The sequence below is a fragment of the Psychrobacter sp. AOP7-A1-24 genome (assembly GCF_052376235.1).
Classification (GTDB): domain Bacteria; phylum Pseudomonadota; class Gammaproteobacteria; order Pseudomonadales; family Moraxellaceae; genus Psychrobacter.
Genome location: NZ_JBQSVM010000002.1, coordinates 114,554 through 129,804 on the forward strand (window position 1 = coordinate 114,554; position 15,251 = coordinate 129,804).

At 41.7% G+C, this 15,251-nt stretch carries 11 protein-coding genes and 3 tRNA genes; 2 read left to right on the forward strand and 12 right to left on the reverse strand.

Features of this window, described 5'->3' with window-relative positions:
- Nucleotides 1-11: 11 nt before the first annotated feature.
- The 12 genes from ACT3QQ_RS01515 to ACT3QQ_RS01570 all read right to left on the reverse strand — a co-directional run bounded on the left by ACT3QQ_RS01515 (nucleotide 12) and on the right by ACT3QQ_RS01570 (nucleotide 13,492).
- Entirely contained in the window at nucleotides 12-1,460 is a 1,449-nt protein-coding gene (locus tag ACT3QQ_RS01515) for a phospholipase A (protein ID WP_444526632.1), read from the reverse strand.
- 384 nt (nucleotides 1,461-1,844) lie between these two features.
- The gene (gene dsbD, locus ACT3QQ_RS01520; protein ID WP_444526633.1) at nucleotides 1,845-3,974 is read right to left on the reverse strand and encodes a protein-disulfide reductase DsbD; all 2,130 of its coding nucleotides are present in this window, start codon (nucleotides 3,972-3,974) and stop codon (nucleotides 1,845-1,847) included.
- Nucleotides 3,975-4,021: 47 nt separating this feature from the next.
- Nucleotides 4,022-4,570, reverse strand: coding sequence for a protein-disulfide reductase DsbD N-terminal domain-containing protein (locus ACT3QQ_RS01525; RefSeq protein ID WP_444526634.1), 549 nt, complete (start codon nucleotides 4,568-4,570; stop codon nucleotides 4,022-4,024).
- Nucleotides 4,571-4,815: 245 nt separating this feature from the next.
- The gene (gene gspG / locus ACT3QQ_RS01530) at nucleotides 4,816-5,253 is read right to left on the reverse strand and encodes a type II secretion system major pseudopilin GspG (protein WP_444521200.1); all 438 of its coding nucleotides are present in this window, start codon (nucleotides 5,251-5,253) and stop codon (nucleotides 4,816-4,818) included.
- A 515-nt stretch (nucleotides 5,254-5,768) separates the two neighbouring features.
- A complete protein-coding gene (gspF, locus tag ACT3QQ_RS01535) occupies nucleotides 5,769-6,971 on the reverse strand; it encodes a type II secretion system inner membrane protein GspF (RefSeq protein WP_444526635.1) in 1,203 nt (400 codons plus the stop codon).
- A gap of 83 nt (nucleotides 6,972-7,054) precedes the next feature.
- On the reverse strand, nucleotides 7,055-8,116 hold the full coding sequence (locus ACT3QQ_RS01540) for a hypothetical protein (RefSeq protein ID WP_444526636.1): 1,062 nt from the start codon (nucleotides 8,114-8,116) through the stop codon (nucleotides 7,055-7,057).
- A 319-nt stretch (nucleotides 8,117-8,435) separates the two neighbouring features.
- Complete coding sequence (locus ACT3QQ_RS01545) at nucleotides 8,436-9,371, reverse strand: AraC family transcriptional regulator (protein WP_444526637.1); 936 nt, start codon at nucleotides 9,369-9,371, stop codon at nucleotides 8,436-8,438.
- Nucleotides 9,372-9,807: 436 nt separating this feature from the next.
- Nucleotides 9,808-9,883 (reverse strand) — tRNA-His (locus ACT3QQ_RS01550).
- Nucleotides 9,884-9,924: 41 nt separating this feature from the next.
- Nucleotides 9,925-10,001, reverse strand: a tRNA-Arg gene (locus ACT3QQ_RS01555).
- 105 nt (nucleotides 10,002-10,106) lie between these two features.
- Nucleotides 10,107-10,183, reverse strand: a tRNA-Pro gene (locus ACT3QQ_RS01560).
- 246 nt (nucleotides 10,184-10,429) lie between these two features.
- The gene (locus ACT3QQ_RS01565; RefSeq protein ID WP_444526638.1) at nucleotides 10,430-11,959 is read right to left on the reverse strand and encodes an McrC family protein; all 1,530 of its coding nucleotides are present in this window, start codon (nucleotides 11,957-11,959) and stop codon (nucleotides 10,430-10,432) included.
- 15 nt (nucleotides 11,960-11,974) lie between these two features.
- Nucleotides 11,975-13,492 (reverse strand): McrB family protein, encoded by a 1,518-nt coding sequence (locus ACT3QQ_RS01570; RefSeq protein WP_444526639.1) that lies wholly within the window; start codon nucleotides 13,490-13,492, stop codon nucleotides 11,975-11,977.
- Between the two features lie 427 nt (nucleotides 13,493-13,919).
- Between ACT3QQ_RS01570 and ACT3QQ_RS01575 the strand changes: the two genes are divergently transcribed.
- Together ACT3QQ_RS01575 and ACT3QQ_RS01580 are read left to right on the forward strand one after the other, a co-directional pair.
- A complete protein-coding gene (locus ACT3QQ_RS01575) occupies nucleotides 13,920-14,645 on the forward strand; it encodes a DUF4442 domain-containing protein (RefSeq protein ID WP_444526640.1) in 726 nt (241 codons plus the stop codon).
- A gap of 43 nt (nucleotides 14,646-14,688) precedes the next feature.
- Complete coding sequence (locus ACT3QQ_RS01580) at nucleotides 14,689-15,162, forward strand: RidA family protein (protein ID WP_444526641.1); 474 nt, start codon at nucleotides 14,689-14,691, stop codon at nucleotides 15,160-15,162.
- The last annotated feature ends 89 nt before the right edge of the window (nucleotides 15,163-15,251 follow it).

The following is a 15,251-nucleotide window of genomic DNA, read 5'->3' on the forward strand; positions in this document are numbered from 1 at the left end:
CCCTTCTCAAATTAAATCCCTTTCCAATCATTGAGTACGATACCAAAGCCGATAGAGGTGTTTTCATGATTGTAATCAATAATCGACTCACCATATCCTTGGAATAGCTGCACCATACCATTGACGTTCTCTGATATAGGATAGATGTAGTCGATTTGCGCTGCACCTTTATTGGTACTTGGGTTATAACGCAACGTACCACTAATACTTTGCTGATCTGATAAGTCATATAAGAATTTGATATCACCATAGCCCATGTAATCTTCGATATCTGGGTTGTCATCATCGCTACTACTTTCATTATTTACTCGAGTCCATAGGCGCGGTATAACTGAAAGTTTGCCCCATTCTGCCCCTGCCATTAGATAAGCTCGGTTCCATGAACGCGATAACGGATCATCTTGTCCATTCGAATGATGGACAGCACCTGCGCCCAACATACGTAGACGTCCACCAAAAGGCAGATCTGCTGTCACTGGTTGGGTCAGGAATATTTCAGGTTGATAATCGGTAGCACGGAACGGACGTGAATTATCTTCGTTGTAAACTTGCCAATGTGATTCTTGGGTATAACCAAACCATAAATCAGCACTGGTATCGAACAGGTCTTCTGCGACCTTTGTTTTTAGAGACAACTGGAATTTTAGCTCAGTCTCACGTATGTCATTAGAATCAAAAGGCTCCGCTTCTTGTGATGGTGTGCTTGGACTTAAATTGGGATCCAAAGTATAGAATAAGGGCAATAAATATGTTGGCCGATAGGGTCTTACTGTCCAAGTACCACGCTCACTGTTTTGATCTAAGTCATAAGATAAGCTGAGTGGTGAGAATTTTTCGATGTCTGTTTGAGTAACACCGACATTTTCTAAAATCTGTGCCTCAGTCTTTATTTCAGTATCTACTTCTACGCTATCACTTTCCTGCAGTTTGCTGACTGCGGACTGCTGATTGGTCATTAAGATGGTGTCTGCATTTTCAACTGTTGTACCACTCATCGCCGTTTGAGACTCAGCCAAGACCACCTTTGGGTTACCTGAGATCGTGCTTTGAAACGTCTTTGCCAAATCAACAGGTTGTTTGGTTGTAGTATAACTTGGCGTTTTACCTTGCTCAGCAACCTTGTCAAAACAAGCTAAACGAGCCGCACTAGACTGTACTTGAGTACATTCAGAAAATAGTTCGGCTTGTTTAGCAATAAATTCTTTGCTGATTATTTTGCTGCTTTGTGTGCTCACATTAGAAGATATCGCATTGTTATCGAGATCCTGTAATAGGTCAAGATCCTCATATTCAAACGCAGCTTCGGGTGCTGGCAGTTCGTTATAGGTTTGAGAGTCATCAGCAGCTTGTACTTGTATCGCGGTACAACCCAACGCAAGAGCAACTGCAATACGAAGAGGCATATTTGCATTCTGGTAAGACGGTTCTTGGCGACGCTGAGTAATAGTATGGGCAAACATAAGTGTCCTTTATCTAACTAGCACAGTGCTAGCAGAGTATATGAGGTAATCAATATAGCCATTAGCGTTATCGCTAAAATAGAATTGACTAAGTATGTCAGTTAATCGCAGATATTAGGAGCAGAAAAAAAGGAAATGGTTGCCCCTGCTGCATTGTTTCTTTATTGTAATGAAAATATAAGCATGATACTAGCTTTATCGATAGTTAAAATAAGCACCCATCTATATAATTATATATATAACAAATACTTATTAAATATTCTATCTTATGAATTTAATGATATTAAAAAAGCCAGCATACTCTTTTTAGTATACTGGCCTTGTTAATACTCTTAAGAATTTTCAAAAAATCACACTGGCTTTTTAAGCATTAGTTATCAAATATTAATCATTCAGCGCATCCAATGTCTGCTCAAACTCTACGCGACCTATCTCACCGACTTGTTGCTGTGTCAGCTGACCTTCTTGATAGTATAGCAGCGCAGGCGGACCGAACAGCTTATAACGTGACAAAATGGCTTTTGATTCTTCGGTTGTTTCTGTGATATCAAGCCTCACTAGTTGCCAGTCTTGCATTTGATCTGGACGATTATGAAACAAGTTCTTATCCATAATGCGGCACTCAATACACCACTCTGCTGTCAGATCGACAATCACATTCGGATTGGCTGCTACAATGGCATCTAACTCAGCCAACGTAGTGATCGTTTTATCCGTAGTGCTACCATTATTTACTGGTTGACCAGATGTTGACTGTACCATCATCGGTGCTGAACCCAATGATGCTAATGGATGCAAGCTATCGTCATTGCCCAGTGCAGCGCCAACAATTAAACAGGCTGCCCAAATACCGGCGATAAGGCTCAATGCTTGAGTCAGCATACGACCTTTACCCAGCCAACTCCACGCCCATGTTGCCACAACCATAAACCATAACGCCCATACCATAAGCATAACTGGCGATATAAAGACACGTTCAATCAATAACAAGGCTACAGCAAATAGTAATAAAGCAAAACCTTGTTTGACCCAATTCATCCACTCGCCCGCTTTTGGCATAATCTTGCCTTGAGTAGCACCAATCAAAATAAGTGGCACTGACAAACCAAACCCAAGCATAAATAAAGCGGCAAAGCCGAGCAAAGGACTACCAATAGTAGAAACCGCTAATAATGCCCCAAACAATGGTGCGGAAACGCAAGGCGACACGACTAACGCAGATAAAAATCCAGCAATCAAACTGCCGCCTGTACTACCAAGCTTACTGTCGCCTGCTTGACTTAACCCTTGCATTTTTTGACTAATCGCTTGTGGTAATCGCACACTGAAAAGCCCCAGCATGTATAGCGCAAGTAGTACAAACACAATGGCAAAGCTGATGAGAATAACAGGGTTTTGTAGCCAACCAATAATACCTAAAGATTCACCAAAGACTGCGATGACAGCGCCTAAAATACCATAAGCAGTCGCGACCCCAATCGCATAACTGGTGGTCAAGACGACACCGCGTTTGACCGTTGGGTTTTTTTCACGGGCGACAATATTCGCCACAATAGGTAGCATTGGTAGAACACACGGCGTTAAAGCTAAGCCTAAGCCTGCTAAAAATAATAATGCTAACGCCAACCAAGGGTGAGAAGCTAAACCAAAAGGATCGCCATCGACAAAGCTATTGTCTAAGGCGCTTTCGCCATTAATTGTCTCACCCGATACGTTGCTGTCTGCTGCAGAAATCGTACTCATCGCCGCACTACTGTCTAAAGAGTCATACTCTACAGCGCTGTCATCTATTAAGTCATAATCAATAGCACCATCTTCTGTCAGAGCTTTCGTATCATCAGGTACAGCATTATCAAGAACTGCTGTACTTGGCTCTTCTGGTGTCTCGGTAGCATTTGCAGATGAATTAGTTGTACTCGCAGTACTATCGCTATTTACCGTTGCCTGTGCCGAGGCGGCTTCAATACTGACAGTCGTATTAATCTTTTCAGGTGGATAGCACAGTCCCGCTTTTGCACAACCCTGCCAACCGACAACAATAGCAGCATCTTCTATATTTTCACCACTGTTGTTCGTCAGTGTGGTGGTAGCGACCATGTTTGCTTGATCAAATACCAACACCTGACCGAAGGTCGGATCATCTATTGAATAAGGTGTCTGGCTGAAGGTAAAAGGTGCAGCAGTCACGCCAGCGGGTAGCGTAAGCTTGATTTGTTTTTTATAGACATAATACTCAGGAGTGATATCGAAGTTAATAGCCAACCGCGTACCCGATTCGACAGGAGTGCTATTCGTACTCACCTGAAACGCTTGATCTACTGGCAAAAATTTTGACTTTGATGAGCTTTCACTACTACCGAAAAGATCACCTAATCCTGCCGCTTGTACCGTTGATGTCGCTGATAAACCTGTCAGCAATGAACCACTAGCGATAGCAAGCGCTAAGATACGGGCTTTTTTTGAATGAGTAGATACGCTAGATGATGAGGACTTTCGTGATGTCTTGATGGACATGAATGGCTACCTATTATTACCGATATATGGATCAATCTGCTCGATATTTATCTGCGTGTCGCCGCAATATCTATCTTGGTTTTAACTTTTTCTGGTGGATAGCATAGTCCAGCGGTTGCACACCCTTGCCAGCCAATAATAATAGGTGCGTTTTTGGCCCCCTTACCATTACTCGTCGTCAACGTCGTGGTTGCAATGACACTCCTTTGCGTAAATACAGGAACCTGACCAAAGGTCGGATCATCGACTGATACTGGTGCTTGATTAAAAGTAAACGGCGTAGCGCTTATTCCTTTAGGGAAGCTCAACGTCAGCTTATCTTTATAGACATAATGCCCTGGCGTAATCTCAAAGCTGATCGACAATCGTGTGCCTTTAGAAGTCGCTTTGGTATTACTGACTACCTGAAAAGCTTCATCAACTGGTAGGAATTTTGATTTTGCTGAGGAACTATTTTTAAATAAGTCATTTAGCCCTGCTGCTTGTGCATTGATCGACGTCATTGACAAGGCAGTTGCCAACGAAGTACTTGCAACTGTTAGAACCAATTTATAAAGATTTTTAGAAAAGTATTTATTAGACTTTTGAATCGACATAGATGATTACCTTTAATTGCAGTTTGCGATGACTGTTTTGCTGAATACCTAGATATATTTATAGCACTGACTATAAGGCTTGTATTAAACAGCAGGCAGTTTGTCTACTGATAAAAAATATCAACCAATAGAAGAGTATTGGTTGATATTTATAAATTATTGAAAGCGCATTAATGAATGAGTATTTCATTCTACAAAGCTATATCAGTATTAGAGTTTATACTCTATACGTCTATTATTACGCTTTATAGCTGAGCATAAAGATCCGTATCTTGCCCTTCGCCACCTTGTTGCCCATCAGCACCCAACGAAAACAAATCATAAGGTCGCCCTTCACTACCTGGTGCAACATACTGCATCTCATTTTCCCAGCCATCGGTTGGATAACCACCTTTGATATACCCACCTTCAGGATAGTTTTTTGCATCAGCAGGCGGTGTCGTAAGCGCTTCTAGACCTTGAGCAGTTGTCGGATAGCGCGAATTATCAACCTTGTACATATCTAGCGCGTTTGAGACAGTAGCAAGCGCAGTCTCAGTTGTTTTAACACGGGCCCTATCACTTTGACCGACTACTTTTGGTACCACCAAGCCAGCAAGAATGGCTAGGATAACGATAACAACCATAATCTCGATAAGAGTGAACCCTGCTTGACCAGACTCTCTCGCTGCACTGCAGTGCATGGCTGAAGCAGCTATCTTGTGGTCATTTGCAATATTTGAATGGGATTGCGTATCCTGAATAGCACTTTTTGGCGTCATATTTACTTGGAATTTATTAGTCATAATCATCGCTTTGGTCATCGCAGTTATGTAAACAGTAAAAGTGGCGTTCTATCGTGGCTCTCATCAATGAGCTCTAAAACTATCGTCACTATAAACCATGGTTTTATTTTTATCCAGCGCAGTGCCCAGTTTGAGTTTGGGTTTACTATTTTAACCGAAGCTAAATGTTGGCTGACCCAAATGTGCGATTATTAACTCGCGCTTACTATAGCGCGAGGCGCTTATTCACCATAGTAGAAATATCGTCTGGTCAACAATATACAACAGTAAGCAAACCTTAAGAAAGCTAATCCAAGGTTTAGTAAGCAAGTTAAGTGATCAGAATAGAATAAAAAATAGTTAGATAGAGATTTTGGAGATTGAAATTTAGCTATAAGTAAAGAATATGATAGTTCACTGGCTAGCGCATGAACCTAGCCTGCTAAATCATTCATATTGACGATGGGTAGCATAACCGCCATCACAATAATCATGACTACCACACCCATTAGTACCAGCATTAGAGGCTCAAGTAGTGATAATAAGGTGCTGATAAAATTGGTAGCTTCTGCCTCCTGCATATTGGCGGCACGGCTAAGCATACCTTCAAGCTCACCTGAGTTTTCTCCACTTTTTATCATCTGTACCATCATCGGCGGAAAATAAGTAGATTTCTCTAGTTGACTAGACAAGCTAGAGCCTTCTGTCACCCTGTCAGCAGCAGTGATAATAGTTTTTTGAATATGTAAATTGGTCGTGACCGCGGCACCGATATGTAATGCCTCAATTAACGGTACTCCCGAACGTACTAGTATCGCAAGGGTACTAGCAAATCGTGCGGCATTCAGTCCTTTGGACAATCTAGCTAATATGGGCAATCTAAGCACCACACTATCAATTGATAATTTGCCTGCCTGCGTTTGGGCAAAACGGTAGAATAAAAAAGCGGTACTTGCCAATACCAATAGTATCAACCACCACCACTGAGTAATAATATTCGATAGCGTGAGAACGACTTGGGTAATGAGAGGTAGCGCTTGCTCAGATTGCTCAAAAACTTTGACAATCTTGGGTACGACGAAACTCATCAGTCCCATAATTACCGCAACTGCCATGACCATTAGGACAATCGGATAGACCATTGTCCCTTGGATTTTCTTTTGGAGGGCAAAACGGTTTTCGGTGTAGTCTGCTAGCTGATTGAGGATAAGGTCAAGATGACCAGATTTTTCGCCTGCGGCGATGGTGGCGATATATAACGGCGGAAAGCTAGCAGCTTGTTGTAGAGCACGCGCTAAACTCAGCCCTTCTAAGACATGTGAGCGCACTGCAAGCATTAGAGATTTGATATGAGTCTTTGGTGATTGCTTAGCAACCGCGGCTAAGGTTTCTTCGAGTGGGATACCCGCTGCCAATAATACAGATAACTGACGTGTCAGCAATGCCAACTCGTATGCGGACGGCTTTTTATAGCGGCTTTTGCTTTGATTTTGTTTGTCGTTGACAGGGTTGACTTCAACTGGTGTCCATTGCTTATCACGCAGCTGCTGGCGAATTTGCCTTGCAGAATCCCCTTCTAGCAAGCCTTTTTGAACCACGCCGTGGTCGTCAAGCGCTTTAAAGTGATAGGCAGGCATAGCAACAGATATCCTAAAGGGCTTACAGGTAGACAGTTATAATGTGTGATTTAACAGCAATATATGAACTTAATATATTGATCTCAAAACAATGGCGTTGAGTCATTACTATCAGGCATCAAACCTTGTAATAACAAGACATCCAAATGCTGCTGCTGTAGCTTTTTATCAAAATCATTAACCTCAGCGATCAGCATTCTTTCAATGCGTTTATCGCTCGCAAAAACGCTCAAGCGTGCACAGATAACAGCCAACTGATAAATACGTTTTTTGCAATAACCGTCTAAACCTTGTAATAGCCTGACCATATATGGCGTCTCCAGACTGGCATAGTCATAGTCAGCGACAACCTGCTGTCCAAGGGCTGTAACGCCATAAGTAATCGACAGATGGGCACAATAATAACAACTGAATAAATAACCAACCACATGACCGATATAATAGCCTCGATCGTAAGTAAAACTACTCACGCCAAAGTGCCCAAGTACATAACTGTTGAGGCTGCCTTGGTCGCGAATCGGCTTGCCGTGCTTTAACTTACCAATCGTAGCAAAGCACAATGGGTTGCGACCATCTTGAGTTGTTAACTGCCAACCAGCGGGCTGCTGCGCAGGCATATGACGCACGATATCTGCAATGATGTCATCAACCACATGTAGCTGTTGCCAGAGTCTTTCGAGCTTATCCGTATCCATCAGGCCGCGTTTATCAAGCTGCTGCGCCAGTAAGTATTGCTGATATTCTGCAAATTGCGGCTTCAAGGTCTGTACTAAATAAGTAGGACGCGTATTGGCAGATGCCATATATAACAATCGAGTACGCTCGTGCTGAGCACGATAAAGCGCAACACGCTGCGTAGCGATACCGGTTTCTTGAGTAGCAGGTTTTGCAGCTACAGCAAGGCTATCGGATGTTTCAGACGTTACTAATTCAGTTGTTGCTTCATCGGCATCTGACAAGGTAAACAGTTTTAATAATGCCGCTTTATCAAGTGTCTCTACCGTGTCATTTTTTGGCGTGTCTTTGTCGGCATTCGGGTTCTCTATAGCAGTGCTCTTATTAACATTACTTTCTGTTTTAGCAGTTGTAGCAGTCTCTTGTTGGCCTTTGCTTTCTACATTTAGCTTTGCGGTCGGTTCAGTCATAACATACCATCAGCAGCGAAAATAAACATCGTCTCAATCCTTTTATAGACCTATCATATAAGGACGTATAATGCGTTATAAAATTAACGCTTTTGTCTCGACGACTCATCAACCCATAGTACCTGAACACAGACTCATTGTCAGCTGCCCTTAACTAAAATAGCCATAGCAAGTTACCAGAGGTCTTATATCTATGAATGACTCAACATTTATAAATAATATGTATTCACAAACTAAAAAAGCGCTAATGACATATAAATGACCTTAGCGCTTCTAATCGAGATTCTACTTAGTTAACTTGAATAAACAGCCACTAGAGCTATGCAAGATTGTTTTGTCGATACTGCTGACGGTATGCTTTTGGCGAGACACCATATACACGTTTGAACGCCTGACTAAAGGTCGAGTCTGAAGCATAACCCACCATCTCGCTGATACGGCTAATACTGTTTTGCTGTAAGCGTAAATAGCGTGCTGCTAACCGTAAGCGGTAATCAATCAGATAAGTCAGTGGCGGCATACCGACAGTATCTTTGAAACGCTGCGCAAAGCTGGAGCGCGACATTCCTGCTACTTCGGCAAGCTGATGAATGGTCCAGCTTTCACTCGGTGCCCCATGCATCGCAGCTAGCGCCTTAGTTAAAAACGGATCTTTCATGGCTTTGAGCCAGTTTTCTGTGGCTTCAGGTAAGCTTTCAATATATACGCGCAAACACTCAATCATCATAATACTTGCCCAATGATTGATTACAGCCGTTTTTCCCATACGCTCACGCTCAGACTCTAGCGTTAGTAGTTTTATTTCTACATCAATCACTTCAAATCTACCATCAGCGGCATCATTAAGCTCAGGTAATATCGATGGCAGCACTGACAGTAAAGGATTAATCATCTCTTTGTCATACTTGCATTCAATCAGTATCAAAGATGAATTGGGGTCTCCATCACCATTGATATCAAGCGTACCATCTTTGCAATTGCTTAGTAGCTTATCGAGCGGTTCGGCAACTTCACCATGGTAGTTGAGTGCGTAGCTTACATGTTTGTGCGCATTCGGAATCATGATCATGTCACCAGCGTGAGCTTCTCGTAGACCATTTCCAACATCGATGCAAAACCCACCAGACATTACTAAGTAGAATAAAATAGTGTCTTTTCTAGTGATAGAATAAGACCAGTTGCCAGTGCCATTTAGACGATAATACTTAGTTTCAAATAAATGTACGTTTTGCAGCAATACACTTAGTGCGTCCATCAATCAATTCCTCAACAATACAGATTAATAACGGTTTATTCTAAAAAGGTAATAACGTTCCCGACATCATGCTCTGTCGGTTTGCCATATGCCAGTGCTCACTCCAATAGATATTTGCTAGGCAATACAATGGCGCAATAATACTTAAATATGATGCACGATTTAGAATTTCATGTCTAATTACTTATTAGCATTACTAAATAGTGATAAAGTAGACACGGTCATACTAAACCTTAAGGAAAGTCTGTATAAAATTTTAATGAAAGGGTAGGAGTTTATCTAGTATTGAAAGTACTATTAAACTTGATATGTTTACTCTTATAGAAGTAATAGAAAGTTAAAATCAAATAGACACAAAAAAATCGCCATCAAGGGCGAGTGCTATTATTTATATTTTTATATAAAGGTAGGATTTACATGCAGATAAAACAAAATATGGGGCGACTGATGGGACTCGAACCCACGACAACCGAGATCACAACCCGGGGCTCTACCAACTGAGCTACAACCGCCATAATTATTGCCAAAGAAGAGGCAAGATTTGCAGGCTAAGTGGTGCGCCTGGCAGGATTCGAACCTGCGACCACCTCCTTAGAAGGGAGATGCTCTATCCAGCTGAGCTACAGGCGCTCTTAGAGGACTTTTATATACTAAACTTAATTTACGATATATTTTACTATATCAAAAACTAAATCGTTATACATAAAAAAAAGCCTGTAAGGCTCTTGAAATAGATGGTCGGAGTGATAGGATTCGAACCTACGACCCTCTGGTCCCAAACCAGATGCGCTACCAAACTGCGCCACACTCCGAAATTTTCTATTATCACGATAATTTGTTGATTAACTCGTTGTTGGTGATGCCGCTAACTTGTTAATGTTCCTCGCTATCGAGGTGCACATATTAAGGGGTAAAGGCGATTGTGTCAACACCTATTTTCAATTAATTTAAAATAATCGCTAATTTTTTTAAAATTACGTCAATTTTGCCAAAATAGCGGTAGTAAGACCCTTTATTTATTTATCTATCAGTCACTCACGCTGTCACTGACGACCGTATTATGTTTCATCCAGATGTGGCAACACGTCACCGTTGAGTGTACCCGTCAGAACATCAAACGGCATTAACCATAAATGGGCATTAGCTGATGCACTATTTTTGACATCATCGCTAATGTCGCTTTTAGTATCACCACTGCCACAGTGAATTTGTTGCTTGAGTGCCGCTGGCTGCCTATCACCTCCTAGCACCGGGTAAATTAACCAGACCTGTCCTGCTAAGTAAGCTTGTGCATAGCTGGTCAATTGATAAGCGTCGCTTGCACTAATTGCAGCGGCATGCGGTAAATGTTTCCACTTAATATCGATGACGTGGCTGTAGCGTCCTCTGGTCTTGTCTTGAGCTGTAATTTGACTAACTACTATATTACTCTGGTTATGATAATCATCAGAGACAGTTTTGAATATCAGTAAATCAGGCCGTATAGATAAGCACGCCAATCCCTCAGCATCGTTTAGCCAGACACTTTTGGTTTGATACAAAGGATGATAGTTGCTACTAATCTGTTGAAACATTGATGCGATACGCTGACTTGCCCATTGTTCAAAAGCTTGATTCATATCAATCAACAAACACAATCTTATCTGAGAGCTATTTTGTCTACCTGGATCGATACCGTTGCCTGTCGCAGCCGTCGTCTGCTTCAACAGCCAATATGCTAGGTTTACTAACTGCTGCGCGGCATGCAGTTTTTGCTTTTGAAGTGGTTGAACGTCTAGCTGATGCTTTGCTTTAGCATATATTACTGCTATCTGCTGTATTTCACGGTTATTTAGCGTAGACACCTGCTGCCATGGCTGCAACAGTTTTGAAGAAACAAGCTGGGGTAATAAAGGCATTAAGTAAACCAATGCACTCTTAATCAACCGATTGGCCAACATGTCATGACTTAATACACTACTTTCACAGATGAACTTATGCGGTTGCATACTATTGTGACGCAGTTGTTCTTTGATGAGCAGTCGACCTTGCAGTGATGCCTGATTGTCAATCTGAGCCTGATAATGCTTGGTTGGTTGATAATCAATCAAACGCTGCAAAAATTGCTCAATCAGCCAGTCTGATATAGGCAATGCTTTTAACGGTAAAGGAGTGGACTGAGAACTAAATTGACCAAAATTCTTCGTATTGGGTAGCTTACGATTGTTGCTCGTATCAAGATGTATCAAGTCCGATAGCATACCTTGTACCCAGTAACGGGTCTGGACAATATCGCTGGTCTGAGTAGACTGGTTTAGCTTTGGCAATATCTCAAGCGTCATGCCACTGGGTAGTAGAATAATCCCGATATAATGCCCAACTTTAAGCTGCCATTGTCCTTGCTTACGCTTGATAGTAAATACTGCAAACTCTTGCGCTATTAGCCAATCGAAATCAGATGCTTGCAAAAAATCATGCACGGTCAGACGTTGATGCTCAAACACGGTAATAACATTCATCGTAACGACACTACTGTTAGGAATACGAGTCTGACGACTAATTACCCTAATAGAATGTTCCTTGGCGTAGTATGGATTATTCGTTATCACTGAACAGTCACCCTGCTAGTACAAACGCTGATAGATAGCAGCATTGTTAAACTCACCATCTTTAGCAATCAAGTCGGCATTGATAGTATAACTATTCATACTCATAGACTGTCCAAGAAAAGAACCCTGCCCTGCAAACATTTGGGGTTCAGCAGAAGCGTTGTTTTGGTGGCTCATCGGATTATACAAGTCGTCACTCATCAATGCTTTACCGTCCTGTACGAACTGCTTGCTCGTTGGTTGCTGCTCATCCCTAAAGATATACTGCAGCACAGTCATTTGACCACCAGCTGCTTGAGCCAATTGGGGAATAATTTGTTCAACGAGAACTGTTTGTAACTGCTCTAGCTGAGTGACTGCAAATAAAAACGCATGTCCTAACTGCGCCTCTACTCCCAGTGTCTGCACGATACGTCTATTCAAGCCTGTTAGTAATTTACTCAAATCTATCGCACCTGCTTCTAAACCATCAGATAGGCCGATATCAGTGTCATTGCTGTCATAAATTGTCGATAGTAAATTAGGCTGCGGCAGACAATCAATAAAGCGAAAACGTCGGCGTAATGCCATATCAAGTGGCGCTAAAGAATGATCTTGGGTATTCATCGTGGCATAAATATCGACATTGGCAGGAACACTAAAAGTACGCCCAGAATACGCCAAACTCACTGTCATCGCATTCGGCTTGCCCGCTCGTTTATCAGGCTCTATCAAGCTAAGAAGCTCACCAAACACTCGTGATACATTAGCACGGTTAATTTCATCAATTAGTATTGCATAACGCTGCTGAGGGTCACGGGCGGCACGTTGGCATAGCTTCAGGAATGCTCCATCTTGCACCGCGTAACTCATTTGAGTTTGATTAGCGGAGCTATTATTTGCTTGAGTGGCGCCACTCATGACAGGTCGTATACCTTCTACAAACTCTTCATAACCATAGGCTTGATGGAAGCTCACCATACTAAAACGCTGCTGACCGATGTTTTGATTTTGATGGATTTGGTTGTCACGCTGTGCCTGCTGAAACTCTACTAATTGCTGTGATAAATCTTCTAGTAGCACTATACTTTCAGGCAATAAATACCACGATCCACTATTGTCTTTATCAAAATAAGCTTGGCTAGCACGATTATCAAAACTGACTGTTTGAGAGTTCGTAGGACTATGTCTGCGTAACTCTAACCAAGCTGTACTATCCAGATTTTTATCACGTGAGTTCTGAGCAGCCTTCGTCATAAAAAAAGGATGATCAATAATTTCTCGAACCTTTAGCAAATCTTGCTGTTCAGCGCGTAAGTCTAAAAACACCAAACATAATACTTCGCGCCAGCTTAGACCTTGTAGTAGCTGCTCTAATAAGTCTTCATTTTCAGTCTTGGGTAGATAGTCGGTATATTGCTTCGCGATTTGCAGCAATCTATAGGTTTTACCTGTACCAGCAACGCCCGTATAAATAATATTGGTCGGTTCATGAGCAGACATATCAGGCATAACGTTATCCAGCGGCATTGAAAACAGGTTTGAAACAGACATGCTAACATTTTGTCATTATAACGTGGCTGTCTATTGGCATGGTAACTATAGTCAACCCTCTATAAATTAGATACGGTGTCAGTCTCACTTAGTCTGCTATTTGTAGCCCTTTCACTCGGCTTCCTTGTATCTAAGTTATATTGAACTGACTATACCAATCACTTAATAATACTAATGTCCAAATGATACTGATATATAAGATAACTAGGCTACTTTAAATGGCGATCTAAACTGATGACATAACCTAGCAACATAGCCACGCTACCATTGTTTTATAAGCGCAGCAGTTCATGCTAATAATAGTAGGAAGACAATGGTTGATGTAACATAGTATTTGCAGCGGATTTTATAATCTATATTTTTCGCCACTATCATAAAAAGCTGTATTAAGAATGTCATTCAACTCATTTACGTCAAGGAATTTTGTATGCCAGGATTATTAAAAAAACTACCCACCAAGTTGACCAATAAACTGCCAGCCAAAGCATCTGACAGCACAAAATCATCAGTTGAGAAACCCAGCAGCACGCTAAAACCAATTAGCAATCAGTTTACTAAACTGTTATCCGTCACCAAATACCTGCCTGCTGGAGCACGCTCAAGTATTTTATCTAAAGCCTTTGGTAAGGTTGTCCCATATGTCGGCACCACTGGTATTTATTATGAGACGGTAGAACCAAACCAAGTCGTCGTCAGTCTCAGCAACAATAAAGCCGTCCAAAACCATATCGGTTCTATCCATGCAGTCGCCATCACGTTATTGGCTGAGACGGCAACGGGGTTTATTCTGGGTTTAAACTTACCCTCTGACCGTATCCTGCTGATTAAGTCTTACTCAGTAAATTTCCATCGCCCGATCAAAAAAGGTCAAATTGCTGCTGTAGCAAGCTTGTCTGACGAGCAACGTTTGGATATCCTAAATACTCCAAAAGGTGAGATGGTTATCCCTTGTGTCATCAAAGATCGTGAGTCTGACAGCGACCGCGATCCAATTGTGGTTGAGATGATTTGGGCATGGATACCAAAAGCTGAACTAGAGGCACGTCGGCAAGGTAAAGCGTTTGAAAAAGTCGCAGAGAATGACACTAAGACCGAGGCACCAATCGAAGAAAGCGATGTATCATCTACTCAACACAATAGTGATGATCAGTAGTTAATACACAATTGATAACCAACAAACTCAATGAGGAAACAGTATGTCTAAACTTAGTACTTCCCTATCTACGCTATCGCTCGTCGCTATGTGCTCATTGGGTTTTGTTCATAGCGCTAATGCCAACACGACGACTGCTGTTAGCATTGCTAATTCTAGCCCTGTTTTCTTAGGTGATGGCGGTACTTATCCTTTTTCAGAAGCCGTACGCGTGGGCAACACATTATATATGTCAGGGCAAATTGGCTTTAAAGATGGCAAGCTGGTCAAAGGTGGTATCAAATCTGAAACCAAGCAAGTATTAGATAATATCCATAGCACGCTATTAAAATACGGCTACCAACAGTCTGATATCGTTAAATGTATGGTTATGCTGACCGACATGGATGATTTTGATGACTTTAACAAAGTCTACAAGGCTGAATTGATGAAACCATATCCTGCACGCTCAGCTTTTGGTGTATCAGAACTAGCCGCTGGCGCAAGCGTTGAAGTTGAATGTATGGCTGCAAAATAATAGCGGCTAAAAACGCTAAAGCTTTAAAATCAGAAAAATATTAAAATAACTGGCTACTCACGTCAGTTATTTTTATCTGTTATGCCTAT